Genomic DNA, 16,401 nt, shown 5'->3' on the forward strand with positions numbered 1-16,401 from the left:
TCCTACGATTTCGAACGTATGTTCTATAATAATTTTAATATTAACAGAAAAGTATTTTATTGGCAATAGGGATCCAATCTCATACTTGTGTCTGCTGCTGTTAATATGTACAATAGTAGTGCAGACAGGGAGGGTACACATGAGTTTATTGGAAGTTCGCGGCCTGAGTAAGGCCTATGGGATACAAAATATTTTTTCAGATATTAATTTTCAAATCAGGCGCGGGGAAAGGGTTGGCCTCATCGGGCCAAATGGTGTAGGTAAAACGACGCTGGTGCGCTGTCTCTTGGGTTTCGAAAAGCCGGATAGCGGCCATGTGGCGCTGGCTCCTGGTGAGCGGGTGGGGTATGTGGAACAGGATACTGCATTGGGTGACAATTCGCTGTATGACGAGCTGGTGAGTGCTTATGGCGATGTGCTCGGATGGCAGGAGGATATGCGCCGCCTGGAAGCCGCTATTGCCTGTGAGAAAGATCAAGAGTGCCTTGATAAACTGATGAAGGAGTACGCGCACGCTGTTGAGCGGTTTGAGCGGGGCGGCGGGTATGAAGTGGAGAATACTGTGCGCCGGGTGGCGTTCGGTTTAGGCTTTACGGCAGAAGACCTGACACGCCTGACTCACGAATTTTCCGGTGGGCAAAAAACACGTATCTGCCTGGCCCGGGCACTCATTCGCCAGCCTGACTTTTTATTTCTTGATGAGCCGACAAACCATCTTGACCTAGGCATGGTGGAGTGGCTGGAAGATTTTTTGTTAGGGTATTCGGGGGCTGTGCTCGTCATTTCCCATGACCGCTACTTTCTTGATAAGGTGACTGAGCGGATATTAGCGATAGAAAGTGGTATGATTGCCGATTATGATGGCAACTACAGCGTGTATCTGGACAAGAAGGCCGAGAAACTAGCTTCCCAGGAAAAGGCCTATACCAAGCAACAGGCATACATTGCTAAGACTGAGGCCTATATCGACCGTTACCGTGCGGGAATCAAATCCAAACAGGCGCGGGGACGGCAGAGTCAGCTTGGCAGGCTGGCACGGCTCAGCCGGCCGGAGGATATGTGTGGGTTTGATTTTTTCACCTTTAATCCACCTGCCGAGTGTGCTGAACGGGTGGCCGAGCTTGGGGAAGTAGTGGCAGGTTATGGTGACAAAAGGGTGCTTACCGGTGTGTCACTGTTGGTCCGTCGCGGCGATGGTGTGGCGCTGGTCGGCCCTAATGGGGCAGGCAAGACGACGCTCTTAAAGCTCTTGACCGGGGAATTAACACAGACAAGCGGCAAGGTTAAATTGGGCAGCCGGGTGCGGCTGGGCTACTTTGCCCAAGAGCATGAGACACTGACAGATAGCAATAGTGTTCTTGATGAAGTTATGCACGAGTTCGCTTTCAGCGAGGAGCGGGCGCGGCACTACCTGGGCGCCTTCTTGTTCAGGGGGGATGACGTATACAAGCTGGTAGGCGATCTCTCCGGTGGAGAAAAGGCGCGGCTGGCGCTCCTAAAGCTTATGCTGACAGGGGCCAACTTCCTCATTCTGGACGAGCCGACAAACCACCTGGATATCTCAGCCCGGGAAGCCGTGGAAGAAGCCATTATGAACTTCCCGGGGACTTTTCTGACAGTCTCGCATGACCGTTACTTCCTTGATAAAGTTGCTAACCGCGTGGTTGAACTTGAGGGCGGGCAACTGGCCGAGTATGCGGGCAACTACAGCTATTACCGCGATAAGAAAGCGGCTATGGAAAAGGCGGCAGCCCAAGCGGCCAGCCAGGCAATTGCGGCCGAGAAAAAGCAGGCCGGCAAGCAGGACCGCCCGTCTCAGTCCGGCAGCGCCAAAGCGGCCAACAACTGGCGCAAACCTGATACCGCCCGTCTCGTCAAAAAACTGGAAGAAGAGATTGCTCTTTTAGAACAGGAACTATCTACCCTTGAGGCTAAGCTCAATGACCCAGACAGCCACGCCGATGCTGTGCTCAGTCGCGAATTGGCAGATGCCTACGCTGAACGGCAGGCAGAGCTTGATGAAAAGTATGGGGTGTGGATGGAAGTAACAGGGGAGTAAAGGTTGATGAAGTGGCAATCTCGCTTTTCGATTTGGCTTTGGTACGTATACAATATTACTCAAACGGACGCTCGCGTGGCGTCCGTTCTTATCTAGCCGACCTGGCTCAGGCACTAACCTGGGCCAGGTTGGCTTTTGTTTTTAACTGACCGGTGGTGCTACTCTTTAGGCAAGCGCTAATTTAGAGGAACCGGTTCCTTACCGACAGGTGAGGATAAATGAGTTTAGAACAATTGGTACTGGAGGCCCAAGCTGGAAACGGTGGCAGTGCGGCCTTTGCCGAGGTATGTCAGCGGTTTACCGGGCTGGTGAAAAAGTATGCCAATCAGCCGCATTTGACAGGGATAAAGGAAGAAGCCACTGCCGAAGGGTGGTTGGCAGTGGCGGCAGCTGTGCAAAGTTATGACCAGGCGGCTGGTGTACGCTTTGCCGGCTATGTTGAGAGTCGGGTTAAGTTTGCGGTGTGGAATCTGTTTAAGCGGGAGCGGCGGCGCTGGCAGCAGGAGCTGCCGCTGGCTGCGGGTGGTATAGGTAACGAAGATAGTGAAGCACCTGGTTTTATTGATACATTAGCCTCAGCCAGTAATGTTGAAGGCGAAGTTGAGTCGAATTCTACAGCTGCCGTGATCAGGCAAGCTCTGGCTGCTCTGCCGAAAAAGCAGCAATTGGCTGTAGTCAAGACCCTGATGGGCGAGGCACGGCTGGCTGATGTGGCTGCCGAACTGGGCGTTTCGCCTCAGGCAGTATATAGTTTGCGGCAGCGTGGGCTGGCCCGTTTAAAAAAAGAGTTAGCCGGAATGTATGACAGTGTTAGGAGGTGATAAGCATGGCAGTAATCAAAGTGCCGCAGAGCGGCAAAGTGGTTCTCAAGGTGCAGACTGGCGTCAGCGCAACCGGTACTCCGGTATACCGTCTCCGGACGTTCGCTAACGTTAAGCCCGGCGCGGCTGATGGTGATGTTTTCGCTGTAGCTGAAGGGCTGAGTGGTCTGCAGAAGCACACGCTGGTGGACGTTGTTCGCCAAGACGTGAACAATCTCATTAATCAGTAAGCGGCTTAGGGAAAGTGAGAAACCAGGAAAGGAGGGATGATGAATGACTAAGACACTGGAGATGGTGTTCCGCACTGCGGCAGGCAACGAGGTCAGTCTAAATTTGCCTGATCCGAAGGATGATTTGACGCTGACGCAGGCGCAGGCTGTCATGCAGGACGTGATCGATAAGAATATCTTTGTTATCAAAGGCAGCGCGCTGGCAGAAAAGGTAGAGGCCCGTGTCAGCAGCCGTGAGACTGTAGCATTGGTATAACCTATGGCAAGGCGCTCCGGCTTTAGGCTGGGGCGCTTTGTAGTATCAGGTATGAAAGGAGAGAGGTCATATGGAACAACTGCTTAGCTATTGTTCGAGTTACGGCTTCCCCATGGTAGTGGCAGCTTACCTGTTGGTTCGCATTGAGGGGCGGCTCGAAACCTTAGCAGCTAGCATTAATGATTTGTCCAAGATTATTGCCGAGAGGTTGTAATCAGCCAAATAGTTAACGCCCTGTTTACAGAATGAATGTAAACAGGGCGTTTGCTGTGTTTGCTACTTAATGAGATAAACTAGCGTGGTCGCAATATACGCAGTTGAGGATAAAAGCACCACATGGAAGACATAATTGGCAGTGCGTGACGGACGCTGAACGGCTCGGTTTTGAAAGTAATGATAGGTGTACATATTCTCTTTCATGATTTACATGCCTCACAAAATGTAAATTAATGTAACTATTAATGTATTCATGTTTATAGTACTCCACTTTTGACGAAAATCCTGCAAGGCTGGCAAAAAAAATATGCAGGACTTTACTACAGGCACTGCGAATAAGAAAAAGCAACATATGTTTGGGAGTTAGTACTGTGGATAACAAACTTGAAGGAATTGTTGAGAATATAACTTTCCAGTCAAATGACGGCAGTTTTACTGTATTTCGCCTGAAGCCGGACGGTGAAAACAAGGCAGTGGCTGTCACTGGCAGCTTTCCTGCGCCGCTGGTCGGTGAGCAGGTGGCTTTAGCTGGTGACTGGGTTGAGCATGCCCGTTACGGTCGGCAGTATCGAGCAACTAGTTGCCGGCGGATAGCGCCCACTTCAGAGCAGGGCATAGAACGGTTTTTGGCTTCTGGGGCGATTAAAGGCATTGGCCGGGCGATGGCCACCCGGCTGGTCAAGCATTTTGGCGCCAGGACACTGGAGATTATTGAACTTTACCCGCACCGGCTGGCCGAGGTAGAGGGCATTGGCAGCAAAAAGGTAGAACAGATTCGCCAAGCGTATGCCGAACAGGCTGAGCTTAAAGAGGTCATGCTGTTTTTAGAGATGCATGGTGTTACCGGGGCGTATGCGGCCCGGATTTTTGCCTGCTATGGGTCTGAGTCGGTAGCCGTACTCGAGACAGATCCTTACCGGTTAGCCGAGGAGGTAAAAGGCATTGGCTTCCGGACGGCTGATCAGATTGCCATGGCGGTAGGCTTTGACAAGGATCACCAGTCACGGCTGGCAGCTGCGGTCCAGTTTGCTCTCTTACAAACCGGCCAGGCTGGACATTGCTGTGTGCCAGAAGAAGCACTGACAGAGGAAACTGCCAAGCTGCTCAACATTGACAAAGGTGAGATCGCCCGTGTTGTCAGCGAGCAGATTAAGCTTGGCAAACTCTATACTGAGGACTTTCATGGCATGACCTTAGTGTATCCACGCTACCTGTTCCGGGCAGAAAAGGCAGTGGCCGAACGGCTGCTGAGGCTTAAGGAGAATGCTAAGCCTATTGAAGGAGTGGATAGCGCCGCACTTATCGACGAATGGGAGGCGGCAGGCGGGGTTACGCTGGCAGAGGCACAGCGACAGGCCCTGGCGGCGGCGTTAGCACATGGCGTTCTGGTATTGACTGGCGGGCCTGGGACCGGGAAAACAACGACTGTGCGTGGGATTTTATCCTTGTTGGAACAGCAGGGGGGTAAAATTGTTTTGGGTGCGCCCACTGGGCGGGCGGCTAAGCGGCTGAGCGAAACGACCGGCCGGGAGGCCATGACCATCCACCGTCTGCTGGAGGCCGGGGGCGGGGTTGACGAGGAGCCGATGTTTGCCAGGGACGAGTACAATCCGCTTGATGCTGATGTTGTCATTGTCGATGAAACCTCAATGATGGATATGCTGTTAATGAGCTGTTTTCTGCAGGCTGTGCCTGACGGCTGCCGGGTGGTGCTGGTCGGTGACGTAGACCAACTACCGGCTGTGGGGCCAGGATCGGTGCTCAAAGACATTATTCGTTCAGAGTCCATCCCCGTAGTGCGGCTGACCGAGGTGTTCCGTCAGGCTGGTGAAAGTATGATTGTGCTTAATGCCCACCGCATCAACCGGGGGCGTGCACCTGAGTGTGGCAGCGCTGATTTTCAGTTCCGCGAAATGGCAGACAGTGAAGCGGCAGCGAGAGCGGTTGTTGAGTTGTGCCAGACCGAGCTTGCCCAAGAGGGCTTTGACATTTGGCGTGAGGTGCAGGTATTGTCGCCGATGCATCGTCAGCCCTGTGGTGTCGAGAATCTCAACAGGCTGCTGCAGGCCGCACTTAATCCGCCAGACGAAAGTAAGGATTTTATCCAGGGTGTTACCCAGGTACTGCGCGAAGGCGACAAGGTTATGCAGATTCGCAACAACTATGTCAAAAAGGTATTTAACGGCGACATCGGCTATATTGTGGCTATTGCCGACGGAAAAGTGCTTGTACGGTATCCGGAAGACGATGTTGTCTATGACAAAGGTGAACATGACGAGCTTACCTTGGCCTATGCGATGAGCGTTCATAAAAGCCAGGGCAGTGAGTATCCGGTTGTTGTCATGCCACTTACGCCAGGCCATCACATCATGCTACAGCGCAATCTGCTGTATACGGCTGTTACCAGGGCTAAAGAGCGCGTGATCCTGCTGGGTACGCGGGCGTCGCTGAGCACAGCCGTCATGAGTGACAGGACACGCCGCCGCTATTCACTGCTGGCTGAACGATTGAGGGGCGAAGGTCTATGTTAAAAGATTGGCTAGAGGCTATGCTCTCGCTCCTCTTTCCCCAGCGCTGTCCGGCTTGCCGCAAGTGGCTAGACGGCCGTGGCTGGTGTCAGGACTGTATGGCGAGAATTGCCAAGGTTAGTCAGGTAGCTCTGGCTGTTCACAACCTGACTGCGCTGGACGAATGTATGGCAGTTGCCGACTATACTGGTTCTGTCCAGCGGTTAATTCGTGATATGAAGTTTCGTCACGCCACTAAACATTCCGAACGGCTGAGCCAGCTGCTGGACTACGCCATAGGTCCTAACCGCTATCAGGGAATTGATGCAGTAGTACCTGTGCCGCTCCATAAGGACCGTCTAAAGGAGCGTGGCTTCAATCAGACGGTCCTTATCTTCAAACCCTGGGCAGCACGGCAGGGGCTTTTCTGGCTGGATGCCCTGGTTCGAATAAGACCAACGGCTCCCCAATGGGAGCTCAGTCTCAAAGAGCGGCGGAAAAACAGTAAGGGCGCGTTTTCCGTAACGCGCCCTGAAGCTGTTGTGGGGAAGAGTATTCTATTGGTTGATGACATTCTTACCAGCGGGATCACTATGGAAGAGTGCTCCAAGGTACTCAAACAGGCTGGAGCGGTGGCAGTGAAGGGATTAGCATTGGCAAGCGGTGCACGGTAAACTATCCTAACGCATCAATAAATGCCCTGACAACCTCGGGGTCAAACGCCATACCCGATAGGCTCAAGAGCTCGCGAACTGCCTCGTCCTTGGTCTTAACCCAGTTCTGGGTGCAGGGATTGATAAAACGGTCATAATGGTTGGCTACTGCGATGATGCGTGCGCCAAGCGGAATGTTTACACCTTTGAGCCGCTTGGGATAGCCTGTGCCGTCGAACCGTTCATGATGATAGCGGATATACGGAATCAGCTCCTGGCAGGAGGGGATATTCTCCAACATGCAGCTGCCAGCATTGCAATGATTTTTGTACACGCTCATCTCACGGGTTGACAGATACGGCACTTTGGACAGCACTAAATTAGGCACCGTAATCTGCCCAACATCGTGCAATAATGCTGCCATGCGGATGCGCTCAATCTCTTCTCTGGGCAGACGCATTTTTGCAGCAACACTGACTGCATAATTGGCTACCTGGTGGCTGTGTAAAAAAAGTTTGGCGTTCTTTAGTTGAATAAGCTGCATAAAATTGCTAATGATGCCGTTGAGCGATTCCGTATCGCCAGCATAAACTTCTAGATCCTGCATGAGCGTTAGCATATACACGACAAACTGCCTTTCGTAGGAGACCAGTACATGATAGGATGAATACTGGACTGGTATCCGTAGTGTTGATAAAGAAAACACGGCTTGCGCCGAGCCTTGGCGAAAGCGGAAGCCGATGTTGCCTTATCCAGACGGAAAGTTATACTTTCTTACAGGACACGAAAAGTGAGATTGCTTCACTGTGGTCGCACCTCACCCGTAAAATCCGCTAATTAGCAATATTGTTAATTAGCCAAAAACAGCTATAATCCTGCTTGAAAAATAAAATAAATGTCTAATATTTTCGAAATGAGTCTAAAGACCTAGGCTATTGAGAAAAAATAATATATAATAATGGCAATGGAAGGTAAAGGGGGCAGCGCTATGGGATTAGATAACTGTCCGGAATGTGGCAAGCTTTATGTTGAAAACGCCGCCAGGCTATGTCCGGAATGCTACCGCAGACAAGAAGACGATGCGGAGAAAGTAATGGAATACTTAAGAGATGCTAGTAAAGCAACCCTGGAAGAAATCCATCATGCCACCGGGGTCAAACACAAAATAATCCTGCGTCTTCTGCGCAGCGGGCGCATTGTCGGCAGCAGTCTTTCCTATCCATGCGATAGCTGCGGTACTCCTATTGTTGAGGGACGGCTATGCGATAAGTGCAGCAGAAATATCCTGGATCAGATGAGAATTGAGGATCGACATAAAGAGCATGAGCCAGAACGAAAGACACGTTCGCGCATGTATGGCAAAGAATTGGATAATGACTAACGTTGATATTTAGAGTAAAGCGGCAATATGGCGTGAAAAAACATGATAAACATATCTAATTGCGTGTGGCGGGGATTAATAACCCCGCCATTTTTGACGATATTAAAAGTAAGAATTCCCGAGGTGTGAGGTGCTCACTAATGAATATCAAAAATATCCAAAACATAACTAAGATTTATGGTGAACAGTCTAAAGTATCCAAAAGCTCAAAAGGTCAAGGGGGAAGCTCCTCCCAGCGCCCGGATGAAGTCATTTTATCCAGTCAAGCCCAGGAATTAAGCCAGATTCTCAGGACGGCTAAGGGGCTTCCAGAGGTACGGGAAGATAAAGTGAAAGAACTATCTGAGCGGATTGCCAACGGCGAGTATAAAGTCGATTCCAGAGAGCTTGCCGACAGAATTATTGCCTATTCCAAGAATGAGCGCCTGTACTAGAAAAGGGGGGCTGTTTTAAATGACAGCTATGTGGGAAAAACTGATTATTCTCCTGAACCAGACACTTGAAGTCTATCAGGCGCTGCTGAAGCTTAGCCGAAAAAAGCGCGATATCCTGATTGAGGCCAAGCCACAAGAAATAGAGATGCTGACAAAACAAGAGGAAATTCTTATTATTGAAGCAGGCAAACTGGAAATTATGCGTTCAACGCTTACACACGAGCTTGCTGCGGCGATAGGTCTTGCTCCAGATGAAACAACGATGTCAACACTTATTGAACGTGCCGACAATGAAACTGCTGGAAAATTAATATTAGTTATTGATAGATTTGGTGGAATTACCAGCGAACTGACAAAAATGAATGAGTTAAATACTCAATTAATTCAACAATCATTAGATCTGATTAATTTTAATATCAATATTCTTAGTCAAAGTGCTGCAGAAACGACCTACGCTCCTAAGGGCAACACTGCACCAACTGCACGCAATCGCTCTATATTAGATACCAAGGCATAATCGTTAGTAAGCAACAGTTAACGGAGGAAATGAAATGAGTTCGACATTCGGCGGTTTAAATACAGTTGTGCGGGGCCTCTTTGCTCAGCAAATGTCTCTTGATACAGTTGGTCACAATATTTCTAATGCTAATACCGATGGTTATTCGCGGCAAAGAGTAAATCTAGTTACCTCAAATCCCCAGACGCTCTATGCTGGTATCGGACAGGTGCAATTGGGCACTGGTGTTGTAACTGAGTCTATTACTCGGGCTAGAGATACCTTTGTTGATCAGCAGATGTGGAAAGAATCATCAACTTTAGGCTATGGTCAGACTCTGCAGGATAGCTTGGGTAAAATCGAAGGCGTGTTTATGGAGCCTACTGAAACCGGTATGCAGACAGTCCTCAATAAATTTTGGGAAGCTTTGAATACCCTATCTACTAACGGTTCAGATAATGGTGCTCGTTCTGCGCTGCGAGAACGTGGGGTCGAGCTGGTCGACACGATTCAACAGGCTAACAAACAGCTTCGGAACATGGTTTCCGATATGAATAGCGTTGTTGGTCTTCGCGTCGAGACAATAAATCAGATTACATCAGAAATGGTATCCTTAAACAAACAGATTACTGCTGTTGAAGTAGGCAAAATTGATCATGCTAACGATCTTCGAGACCGGCGCGATTATCTGGTTGACCAATTATCAAGCATCATTAATGTCAGGGTTACAGAAGATCAAGTAGGTAATTATATCGTCCAATCGTCAGGAGTATTGCTTGTTGATGGGCAGAGTAACTATAAGCTTTCCACCAAGAGCAGTATAGATCCAGACTATAACTATGAAGTGGTATCTGTAACAGAATCTACTGGAGTGACCATAAACTTTACTGACGGAGAGTTAAAGGGCTTGTTAGCTAGTCGTGATGATCAGACGTCTGGCGTAAAGGGGTATCTAGATAAATTATCAAATATGAGCCAGTTCTTGCTGCAGGAATTCAATGCTGTCCAGCGCTCTGGTTATGGTAGTGATAATTCAACAGGATATAATTTTTTTGGCGTTAGCGGCAACGCCAGCACTTCCGATTATAGTGTTACTGGAAACTATGCAGCTATATTTGGAACAACTACTCCTAAGAGTTACCAGTGGATTGATAGTTTAAAAGTCAATGATGATTTGTTTAACCCGGTAGATGGGACCGCTAAAATTGCTGCCAAAACCATGGCTGGTAGTGTTCAAATAACACAGAGTAATGCAGCTGGTGGCAAGATTGCTTTTGGTGGAAAATATACGGGAAGTTTGGCTTCTGTTTCTTATCAGGTTAGACTAACGGCAAATACTGCAGGAGCAATAACTGGCATAGAGTATTCTACTGATAATGGAACAAGCTGGAATACAAGTATTGAAGTAACTCCGGCAACTACTCCTAAAACTTTCAGTATTGGCAATGGCGTAACTGTTCAGATTGGAACCCAAGCTAGTAATGCTAATGGAGACACATACAACTTTTCAATGCCTCAGGGAATTGCGGCTGGTGACAATGCAGTTAACCTGGCCAACCGTCTTAAGGTGGATATCTCAGAACTGCTGGGTAAATCATCCCTGGATACCTTTTACGCATCTTTCATTGGTGCTCTTGGTATCCAACGGCAAAGTGCCACTCGGCTCACTGACAACCAGAAGGCCCTGGTCAGCCAAATCACTAATTCGCGTGAATCTGTCTCTGGGGTTAATATGGATGAAGAAATGAGTAATATGATTCGCTTCCAAAAAGGCTATAATGCTGCGGCGCGGATATTAACTTCGATGGATGAAATGCTTGATAAGCTTATTAACGGCACTGGTGTTGTAGGAAGATAAGGAGGTAGCTGCAGATGCGTGTAACTAATAATATGATAACGTATAATTTTTTAACAAGTTTAAATAAATCATTGGAACGGCAAAATAAAATCCAGGAACAATTGACTGATGGCAAACAGCTTCACCGTCCATCTGATAATCCGGTTAAGAGCATTCGCGCCCTGCGTGCTAATGTTAGTTTGGTGGAGAATGAGCAATACACCCAGAATCTTAATGACGCTATATCCTGGATGGAAAGTACCGATAGTGCTATGAGTAATCTAAGTTCAATTGCAATTAAGTTTAAAGAGTTAGCACTTAGTGCTGATGGGACGAAGCCACCAGAAGCTTATAAAGCTATTGCGGCAGAGATGGATGGTTTAATCAACCAAGCTGTAACTATTGGGAATACTAAGTTAGGTGACCGATATATATTTTCCGGTCAGCAGGATAAGACGCTTCCCTTTGTCAGGACTGATGATACGGTCACTTATTATGGCGATAATAATAAAATATCCATGCAAATTAAAGCTGGTGTAACGACTCCAACCCAGGATAGTGTAAACTTGACAGGTGCAGCGATATTTGGTGCTAATAACGAGATGCTGCAGCACATGATTGAAATTAAGAGCCAGCTTGAGACTGGCACGCCTGATTTAAATGTTGTTTTGAATACTGGTTTGACCAACCTTGACGTGGATAGCAGCAAATTATTGGAAGCCCAGACCCAGCTTGGGGCTCGGATGTCTTCTTACCTGTTAGCGGAAAACATGCTGGAAAAAGCCAACGTCGTAATTACCGGTGATGTCGCTGCAAACGAAGACCTTGATATCCCCAAGGCCATCATTGATTTTAAAACCTCTGAAACCGTTTATAAAAACGCTCTATCAGTGGGGGCGAAGATAATGCCGGCATCGCTGGTAGACTTCTTAAAATAAGCTTTACGCACATTGTTAACTTTCTAAAGGGGGATAACTATGCTAAGACTCAACATCTCCCAGCAGTATGCAAAAATTGATATAACTACCGAACGGCCCTTCCTCGGTATGAAAACTACAGCGTCTAAACTTGACATTCAAACAGAACCGGCCACGGTGGAAATAAGGCAGCCACAGGGTGAACTCGAAATCGATAACAGACCGTTTCGGGCCTCTTATGGGATAAAAGATCACGGAGAATTTTTGAGGGACTGCGCCGAACTTGGGAAGCAAACAGCACTTGAAACTATCGGGCGCATTGCCCAGGAGGGTGACCGCTTAGCCGCAATTGAGACCCAAGAGAACGCAATAGCCAATATTGCTGCCGAATCTAGCTATCCCCCTGCACCTGAGATTACGTGGGCCCATCTGGAAAAACCAATTATTCATTATACCGCGCATCCGGTGGAGTTTACTCCTATCGAGGGACATGTTACAATTAATGTTGAGCCAGGAACACTTGATATGGATTATCGGCCTGGTACGGTTAATATTCGTATGGCCCAATATCAGAGCATCAAGATGTGGACAACAGGCAGTGCGGTTGATATGTCAGCATAGCGCTTTCAACTTTAGCTGAACACAGTTTCTTAGGGGGATTACCATGCTTATTCAGTCAACACGTTTTGGTCAGATAGAGATTGCCGAGAGCGAACTTATCCGGTTTCCCCATGGGATTCCAGGGTTTCCTAGCGAACAAGCCTTTGTCTTTCTTCCATATCAGCCTGATAGCCCGTTTTCTTTTCTTCAATCAGCTGCCGACCCTGATTTAACCTTTGTGATTGTCGAACCATTTGCCTTTTTTCAAGATTATACCTTCGAGTTGGACGAGGGTATCGTGTCAGAGCTGAAGCTAACTGAGGATAATCCGCCTCGCATATTTAACGTTGTCCGTATTCCGGAGAAAACTGATGAAATGACTGCTAATCTTCTAGCTCCAATTGTCGTCAACTGGAAAACCCGTTGTGCGATTCAGATCGTTTTGGAAAAGTCGGTATATACTGTACGGCACCGCGTTTTCCCACAAGGATTGCCAACAGATCGGTCGGACACTAAGGGGGGTAAATAGCATGCTTGCTCTTACCCGCAAAATCGGCGAACGCATTATTGTCGATGATAATATTATATTTACCGTTGTAGATATTAAAGGTGATAATGTACGCTTGGCAATTGAAGCTCCGAAAGAAATAAAAATTTACCGTGGTGAGATCTATGAGGCTATTATAAATGAAAACAAACAGTCAGCCAGCCCGGTTAATCTGAATAATATGGATATGCTGAAGGGCATAAAGACTTTTAAGTAGGACGCTGAGGCGTCCTTTATTTTTAAAAAACCCTAAAGAATTTTCTCAGTCTTGCGATAATATACATAGAGAAGTTGCAAATTGGGGTGTTAATTATGGAAGTAAACACAGGTACAGCTGTAACCTATCCTTCGATCAAAACAGTAGGTAGTAGTCTTACTGAGCAAGCTTCTACTGAAGTAGGGGTCAAGAATCCAGATAACATCAAATCTAATGCTGAAGATATTAATAAAGAAGATCTGTCCAAAATGACAGGTGAACTTAACAAGTTTATGCAGCTGATAAATGCTGATTTAAAATTTGTTTTGCACGAAAAAACGCATCGAATGATTGTCCAGGTAGTTGATAGCAAGGAACAGAAAGTTTTGAAAGAGTTTCCGCCGCATGAACTGCTTGATACGATTGCCGCAATTCAAGAATACGTGGGAGTTTTACTAGATAAAAAAGTCTAGTGAACGATGGAGGGGATTAAAATGGCAATACGCACTTACGGACTGAGTGGATCTGGGATGGACGTCGACCAATTGGTCAAAGACCTAATGAAAGCCCAACGAACTCGTTATGATACTCTGGTGCAGAAAAAGACCCAGACGGAATGGAAAAAAGCGGATTATAATACCATGTACACGACTATCAACGACTTCCGCAATACTGTTTTTAACTATAAGATGAGCAACACAGTGTCACCTAAACTGACGACTTCGTCTGATGAATCAGTCGCTAAGGTAACTGCTATTGCAGACGCTGCTAACATTAGCCATAGTCTTGTTGTTACTCAATTAGCTGAAGGAGTAACCTTAACGAGCGCAGGCCCAGACAACACAGGCACAGCTGATGACACGATTACCACTGGTGCGTCCAAAGATACTCTTGCTAACCAATTTACAGGCTTAAGCGGTACATTTAAGATAAAAATCACCAATGGCACATCGTCAAAAGAAATATCTATAGATACCAGCCAAAGCATAATGCAGGTTGTCAGTGATATTAACAGTGCCGGTATTAATGTAAAAGCAAACTATGATACAACACTTGACCGTTTTTTCCTATCTACTACCAACACTGGCGCATCAACAACGCTTGATTTTACAGGAAGTGACCTTGCCGGACTGGATTTTCTGGAAGATAATCTTAAGCTAGATGTTAATCCGGCTAATAATAAGGGACAAGACGCTAAGCTTACATTAGATGGTGCCATGATAACTCAGGCAACGAACACATTTAGCATTTCTGGATTAACCTATAATCTTCAGGGAGCAGGGACAACAACGATTGCTGTCAAGCCTGATAATGAGAAAACAATCGCCAACGTTAAAGCTTTTGTTGAGGCTTATAACAATACTTTAAGCAAAATCAACGCTGAACTGACCGAAGATCGCTACAAAGATTATTTGCCACTCACTGATGACGAAAAGCAAGCTATGAGCGAAAGCCAAATAACAGCTTGGGAAGCAAAGGCCAAGAGTGGCTCTTTGCGCCGTAACTCCACTCTCCAAGACGCAGTCAGCAAAATGCGCAGTGCTATTTACAATCCTGTTGCTGGTCTAACCGGAAAGTACACCAGCCTTTCATCATTGGGCATAACTACAGGTGACTATTCCGAGAACGGTAAGCTATATGTTAATGATACTAAACTTAAAGAAGCCATCGAAGCTGACCCCGACATTATCAATAAAATGTTTACTACGACTAGTGATTCCACCAGCGGACAAGGGATTGCCGTTCGTTTATATGACACTCTAAAAACAACTATGGATAAAATTGGGACCGAAGCTGGATATTCTGCTGGGATCAGCGGTGATACAGAGAGTACGCTGGCTAAGTTAATCAGAGACTATGATAAGCAGATGACTACTCTTGCTGACCGGCTTGATGATATGGAAGAGAGTTATTACAACAAATTCAACGCCATGGAAATAGCCTTGAGCAAGTTGAGTCAGCAGAGCAGCTGGCTGACTTCGCAGTTAGGTTAGTTGGGTTACTATTCCCACGCATTTAGAGGAGGATTTATACATGAATACTGCCAATATGGCTAATGCCTATAAACATCAGCAGATAATGACCGCATCGCCTGAAGAACTGACGTTAATGCTCTACAATGGGGCTCTTCGGTTTATTGCTGAAAGCATGCAGGCTATTGACCATGGCAATATGGAAAAAGCCCATAATTCTAATTTGCGGGTACAGGCTATCATCCGCGAATTTATGGCGACTTTAGACATGCAATATGAAATTTCGCAAGGCTATAATAAGCTTTATGACTATATCGAATATTGCCTAATTCAGGCCAATCTAAAAAAGGACAAAGCGCGGCTAGAAGAAGCTAGAAACGTGCTCCAAGAGTTGCGGGATACCTGGGTTCAGGCCATGAAATCGGCTAAGATGCAGAGAACGGTTGCACGGTAATGACCATACAACAAGGGAGTCGGACAGCCAGTCAACTTTGGCAGGAATATGCCTTTTTAACCAGGGAAATGGCCAAGATACTATTGAAACAAGACTTGGAGTTGTTTTTAGAGCTTGTGGATCAGCGGGAACGGATTCAGGTCACTATTACAGCTTTGCCGGAAGATGATTTTAAAACAACCGCTGCAGGGCAAAACTTGATCGCAACAATCAGTAGCCAGAACAAAACAATCGTTGATGCCTTGCAGCGCCTATACAATAACAGTAAGCACCGTAGCCAGGTAGCTCGTGCCTATGACAGTCTGGGGACAGGTTATACAGGTGTCCGCATGGATCGTGAGAGTTAAGAGTGCCAAATGCTACCAACTTACTAGCAAAGCGAAGGTAGTAGAGTAATCTTATTTTTATTATAACTAGATGAAAACTACAGGTATAGCGAGGAATATCTAATAATAGGAATTTATTTATGACAAATGACACATTATGAGCTTAAGCTATAAGCTCATCTATCCGATAATATATTTAGAACAAGCTTAGTAGCTTAGTAGCCTAAGCCGGCCGGATAGGAGAACTGCTACTAAATTTTCAATCAGCCGGGCATGGATGCCTGGTATGAAAAATCAAGGAGGAGAAAATACTATGATTATCAATCACAACATGGCATCCCTGAACACCCTGCGTCAAATGGGTGTTAATGAAAAGGCTACTTCCAACTCGTTAGAGAAACTGTCTTCTGGTCTTCGCATTAATCGCGCTGGTGATGATGCAGCTGGCCTGGCAATCTCCGAAAAAATGCGTGGTCAGATTCGTGGTTTGGATCAAGC

General features: G+C 47.0%; 22 protein-coding genes. 21 read left to right on the forward strand and 1 reads right to left on the reverse strand.

Features of this window, described 5'->3' with window-relative positions; translation table 11 throughout:
* Nucleotides 1-139: 139 nt before the first annotated feature.
* The 8 genes from B9A22_RS02920 to B9A22_RS02950 all read left to right on the forward strand — a co-directional run bounded on the left by B9A22_RS02920 (nucleotide 140) and on the right by B9A22_RS02950 (nucleotide 6,763).
* Nucleotides 140-2,059 carry an ABC-F family ATP-binding cassette domain-containing protein gene (locus B9A22_RS02920; RefSeq protein WP_084574107.1) on the forward strand — a complete coding sequence of 640 codons (1,920 nt, stop codon included), beginning with the start codon at nucleotides 140-142 and terminating at the stop codon, nucleotides 2,057-2,059.
* Entirely contained in the window at nucleotides 2,035-2,208 is a 174-nt protein-coding gene (locus B9A22_RS25210; RefSeq protein ID WP_176215362.1) for a hypothetical protein, read from the forward strand. The genes B9A22_RS02920 and B9A22_RS25210 overlap by 25 nt, the downstream gene beginning before the upstream one ends.
* Before the next feature lie 69 nt (nucleotides 2,209-2,277).
* Complete coding sequence (locus B9A22_RS02925; protein WP_084574108.1) at nucleotides 2,278-2,880, forward strand: RNA polymerase sigma factor; 603 nt, start codon at nucleotides 2,278-2,280, stop codon at nucleotides 2,878-2,880.
* 5 nt (nucleotides 2,881-2,885) lie between these two features.
* On the forward strand, nucleotides 2,886-3,110 hold the full coding sequence (locus B9A22_RS02930) for a DUF1659 domain-containing protein (protein WP_084574109.1): 225 nt from the start codon (nucleotides 2,886-2,888) through the stop codon (nucleotides 3,108-3,110).
* Nucleotides 3,111-3,153: 43 nt separating this feature from the next.
* Complete coding sequence (locus B9A22_RS02935; RefSeq protein WP_084574110.1) at nucleotides 3,154-3,366, forward strand: DUF2922 domain-containing protein; 213 nt, start codon at nucleotides 3,154-3,156, stop codon at nucleotides 3,364-3,366.
* Nucleotides 3,367-3,436: 70 nt separating this feature from the next.
* Nucleotides 3,437-3,580, forward strand: coding sequence for a YvrJ family protein (locus tag B9A22_RS02940; RefSeq protein ID WP_084574111.1), 144 nt, complete (start codon nucleotides 3,437-3,439; stop codon nucleotides 3,578-3,580).
* A gap of 373 nt (nucleotides 3,581-3,953) precedes the next feature.
* Nucleotides 3,954-6,113, forward strand: a complete 2,160-nt coding sequence (gene recD2, locus B9A22_RS02945; RefSeq protein ID WP_245823765.1) for an SF1B family DNA helicase RecD2 — start codon at nucleotides 3,954-3,956, stop codon at nucleotides 6,111-6,113.
* Complete coding sequence (locus B9A22_RS02950) at nucleotides 6,107-6,763, forward strand: ComF family protein (protein ID WP_084574113.1); 657 nt, start codon at nucleotides 6,107-6,109, stop codon at nucleotides 6,761-6,763. The genes recD2 and B9A22_RS02950 overlap by 7 nt, the downstream gene beginning before the upstream one ends.
* Nucleotide 6,764: 1 nt before the next feature.
* On the opposite strand, the gene B9A22_RS02955 is transcribed toward B9A22_RS02950, so the two are convergent.
* Nucleotides 6,765-7,349 carry an HD-GYP domain-containing protein gene (locus tag B9A22_RS02955; RefSeq protein WP_245823766.1) on the reverse strand — a complete coding sequence of 195 codons (585 nt, stop codon included), beginning with the start codon at nucleotides 7,347-7,349 and terminating at the stop codon, nucleotides 6,765-6,767.
* 381 nt (nucleotides 7,350-7,730) lie between these two features.
* Here B9A22_RS02955 and B9A22_RS02960 point away from each other — a divergent pair, with 381 nt between their 5' ends.
* The 13 genes from B9A22_RS02960 to B9A22_RS03020 form a co-directional block, all read left to right on the forward strand.
* Nucleotides 7,731-8,123, forward strand: coding sequence for a flagellar protein (locus tag B9A22_RS02960; RefSeq protein WP_084574115.1), 393 nt, complete (start codon nucleotides 7,731-7,733; stop codon nucleotides 8,121-8,123).
* A 140-nt stretch (nucleotides 8,124-8,263) separates the two neighbouring features.
* A complete protein-coding gene (gene flgM / locus B9A22_RS02965) occupies nucleotides 8,264-8,557 on the forward strand; it encodes a flagellar biosynthesis anti-sigma factor FlgM (RefSeq protein ID WP_084574116.1) in 294 nt (97 codons plus the stop codon).
* 19 nt (nucleotides 8,558-8,576) lie between these two features.
* Nucleotides 8,577-9,074, forward strand: a complete 498-nt coding sequence (locus B9A22_RS02970) for a flagellar protein FlgN (protein ID WP_084574117.1) — start codon at nucleotides 8,577-8,579, stop codon at nucleotides 9,072-9,074.
* A 34-nt stretch (nucleotides 9,075-9,108) separates the two neighbouring features.
* Complete coding sequence (gene flgK / locus B9A22_RS02975; protein ID WP_084574118.1) at nucleotides 9,109-10,911, forward strand: flagellar hook-associated protein FlgK; 1,803 nt, start codon at nucleotides 9,109-9,111, stop codon at nucleotides 10,909-10,911.
* Nucleotides 10,912-10,925: 14 nt separating this feature from the next.
* Complete coding sequence (gene flgL / locus B9A22_RS02980; protein ID WP_084574119.1) at nucleotides 10,926-11,828, forward strand: flagellar hook-associated protein FlgL; 903 nt, start codon at nucleotides 10,926-10,928, stop codon at nucleotides 11,826-11,828.
* A gap of 39 nt (nucleotides 11,829-11,867) precedes the next feature.
* Complete coding sequence (locus tag B9A22_RS02985) at nucleotides 11,868-12,428, forward strand: DUF6470 family protein (protein WP_084574120.1); 561 nt, start codon at nucleotides 11,868-11,870, stop codon at nucleotides 12,426-12,428.
* Between the two features lie 43 nt (nucleotides 12,429-12,471).
* The gene (gene fliW, locus B9A22_RS02990; RefSeq protein WP_084574121.1) at nucleotides 12,472-12,936 is read left to right on the forward strand and encodes a flagellar assembly protein FliW; all 465 of its coding nucleotides are present in this window, start codon (nucleotides 12,472-12,474) and stop codon (nucleotides 12,934-12,936) included.
* A gap of 1 nt (nucleotide 12,937) precedes the next feature.
* A complete protein-coding gene (gene csrA / locus B9A22_RS02995) occupies nucleotides 12,938-13,171 on the forward strand; it encodes a carbon storage regulator CsrA (RefSeq protein WP_084574122.1) in 234 nt (77 codons plus the stop codon).
* 95 nt (nucleotides 13,172-13,266) lie between these two features.
* Nucleotides 13,267-13,623 carry a flagellar protein FlaG gene (locus B9A22_RS03000; RefSeq protein ID WP_084574123.1) on the forward strand — a complete coding sequence of 119 codons (357 nt, stop codon included), beginning with the start codon at nucleotides 13,267-13,269 and terminating at the stop codon, nucleotides 13,621-13,623.
* Between the two features lie 21 nt (nucleotides 13,624-13,644).
* Nucleotides 13,645-15,144 (forward strand): flagellar filament capping protein FliD, encoded by a 1,500-nt coding sequence (gene fliD, locus B9A22_RS03005; protein WP_084574124.1) that lies wholly within the window; start codon nucleotides 13,645-13,647, stop codon nucleotides 15,142-15,144.
* A gap of 40 nt (nucleotides 15,145-15,184) precedes the next feature.
* On the forward strand, nucleotides 15,185-15,577 hold the full coding sequence (gene fliS / locus B9A22_RS03010) for a flagellar export chaperone FliS (protein ID WP_084574125.1): 393 nt from the start codon (nucleotides 15,185-15,187) through the stop codon (nucleotides 15,575-15,577).
* 68 nt (nucleotides 15,578-15,645) lie between these two features.
* Entirely contained in the window at nucleotides 15,646-15,924 is a 279-nt protein-coding gene (locus B9A22_RS03015; protein WP_176215363.1) for a hypothetical protein, read from the forward strand.
* Between the two features lie 292 nt (nucleotides 15,925-16,216).
* Nucleotides 16,217-16,401, forward strand: a 185-nt coding sequence (locus B9A22_RS03020; protein ID WP_483881478.1) for a flagellin family protein, incomplete at its 3' end; no start/stop codon positions are given.

This window comes from Sporomusa malonica, from assembly GCF_900176355.1.
Lineage (GTDB): Bacteria > Bacillota > Negativicutes > Sporomusales > Sporomusaceae > Sporomusa > Sporomusa malonica.

Coding starts and splice junctions, on each gene's coding strand:
- B9A22_RS02920 (WP_084574107.1), top strand. CDS start 140: ATGAGTTTATTGGAAGTTCGCGGCCTGAGTAAGGCCTATGGGATACAA.
- B9A22_RS02925 (WP_084574108.1), top strand. CDS start 2,278: ATGAGTTTAGAACAATTGGTACTGGAGGCCCAAGCTGGAAACGGTGGC.
- B9A22_RS02930 (WP_084574109.1), top strand. CDS start 2,886: ATGGCAGTAATCAAAGTGCCGCAGAGCGGCAAAGTGGTTCTCAAGGTG.
- B9A22_RS02935 (WP_084574110.1), top strand. CDS start 3,154: ATGACTAAGACACTGGAGATGGTGTTCCGCACTGCGGCAGGCAACGAG.
- B9A22_RS02940 (WP_084574111.1), top strand. CDS start 3,437: ATGGAACAACTGCTTAGCTATTGTTCGAGTTACGGCTTCCCCATGGTA.
- B9A22_RS02950 (WP_084574113.1), top strand. CDS start 6,107: ATGTTAAAAGATTGGCTAGAGGCTATGCTCTCGCTCCTCTTTCCCCAG.
- B9A22_RS02955 (WP_245823766.1), bottom strand. CDS start 7,349: ATGCAGGATCTAGAAGTTTATGCTGGCGATACGGAATCGCTCAACGGC.
- B9A22_RS02960 (WP_084574115.1), top strand. CDS start 7,731: ATGGGATTAGATAACTGTCCGGAATGTGGCAAGCTTTATGTTGAAAAC.
- flgM (WP_084574116.1), top strand. CDS start 8,264: ATGAATATCAAAAATATCCAAAACATAACTAAGATTTATGGTGAACAG.
- B9A22_RS02970 (WP_084574117.1), top strand. CDS start 8,577: ATGACAGCTATGTGGGAAAAACTGATTATTCTCCTGAACCAGACACTT.
- flgK (WP_084574118.1), top strand. CDS start 9,109: ATGAGTTCGACATTCGGCGGTTTAAATACAGTTGTGCGGGGCCTCTTT.
- flgL (WP_084574119.1), top strand. CDS start 10,926: ATGCGTGTAACTAATAATATGATAACGTATAATTTTTTAACAAGTTTA.
- B9A22_RS02985 (WP_084574120.1), top strand. CDS start 11,868: ATGCTAAGACTCAACATCTCCCAGCAGTATGCAAAAATTGATATAACT.
- fliW (WP_084574121.1), top strand. CDS start 12,472: ATGCTTATTCAGTCAACACGTTTTGGTCAGATAGAGATTGCCGAGAGC.
- csrA (WP_084574122.1), top strand. CDS start 12,938: ATGCTTGCTCTTACCCGCAAAATCGGCGAACGCATTATTGTCGATGAT.
- B9A22_RS03000 (WP_084574123.1), top strand. CDS start 13,267: ATGGAAGTAAACACAGGTACAGCTGTAACCTATCCTTCGATCAAAACA.
- fliD (WP_084574124.1), top strand. CDS start 13,645: ATGGCAATACGCACTTACGGACTGAGTGGATCTGGGATGGACGTCGAC.
- fliS (WP_084574125.1), top strand. CDS start 15,185: ATGAATACTGCCAATATGGCTAATGCCTATAAACATCAGCAGATAATG.
- B9A22_RS03015 (WP_176215363.1), top strand. CDS start 15,646: ATGGCCAAGATACTATTGAAACAAGACTTGGAGTTGTTTTTAGAGCTT.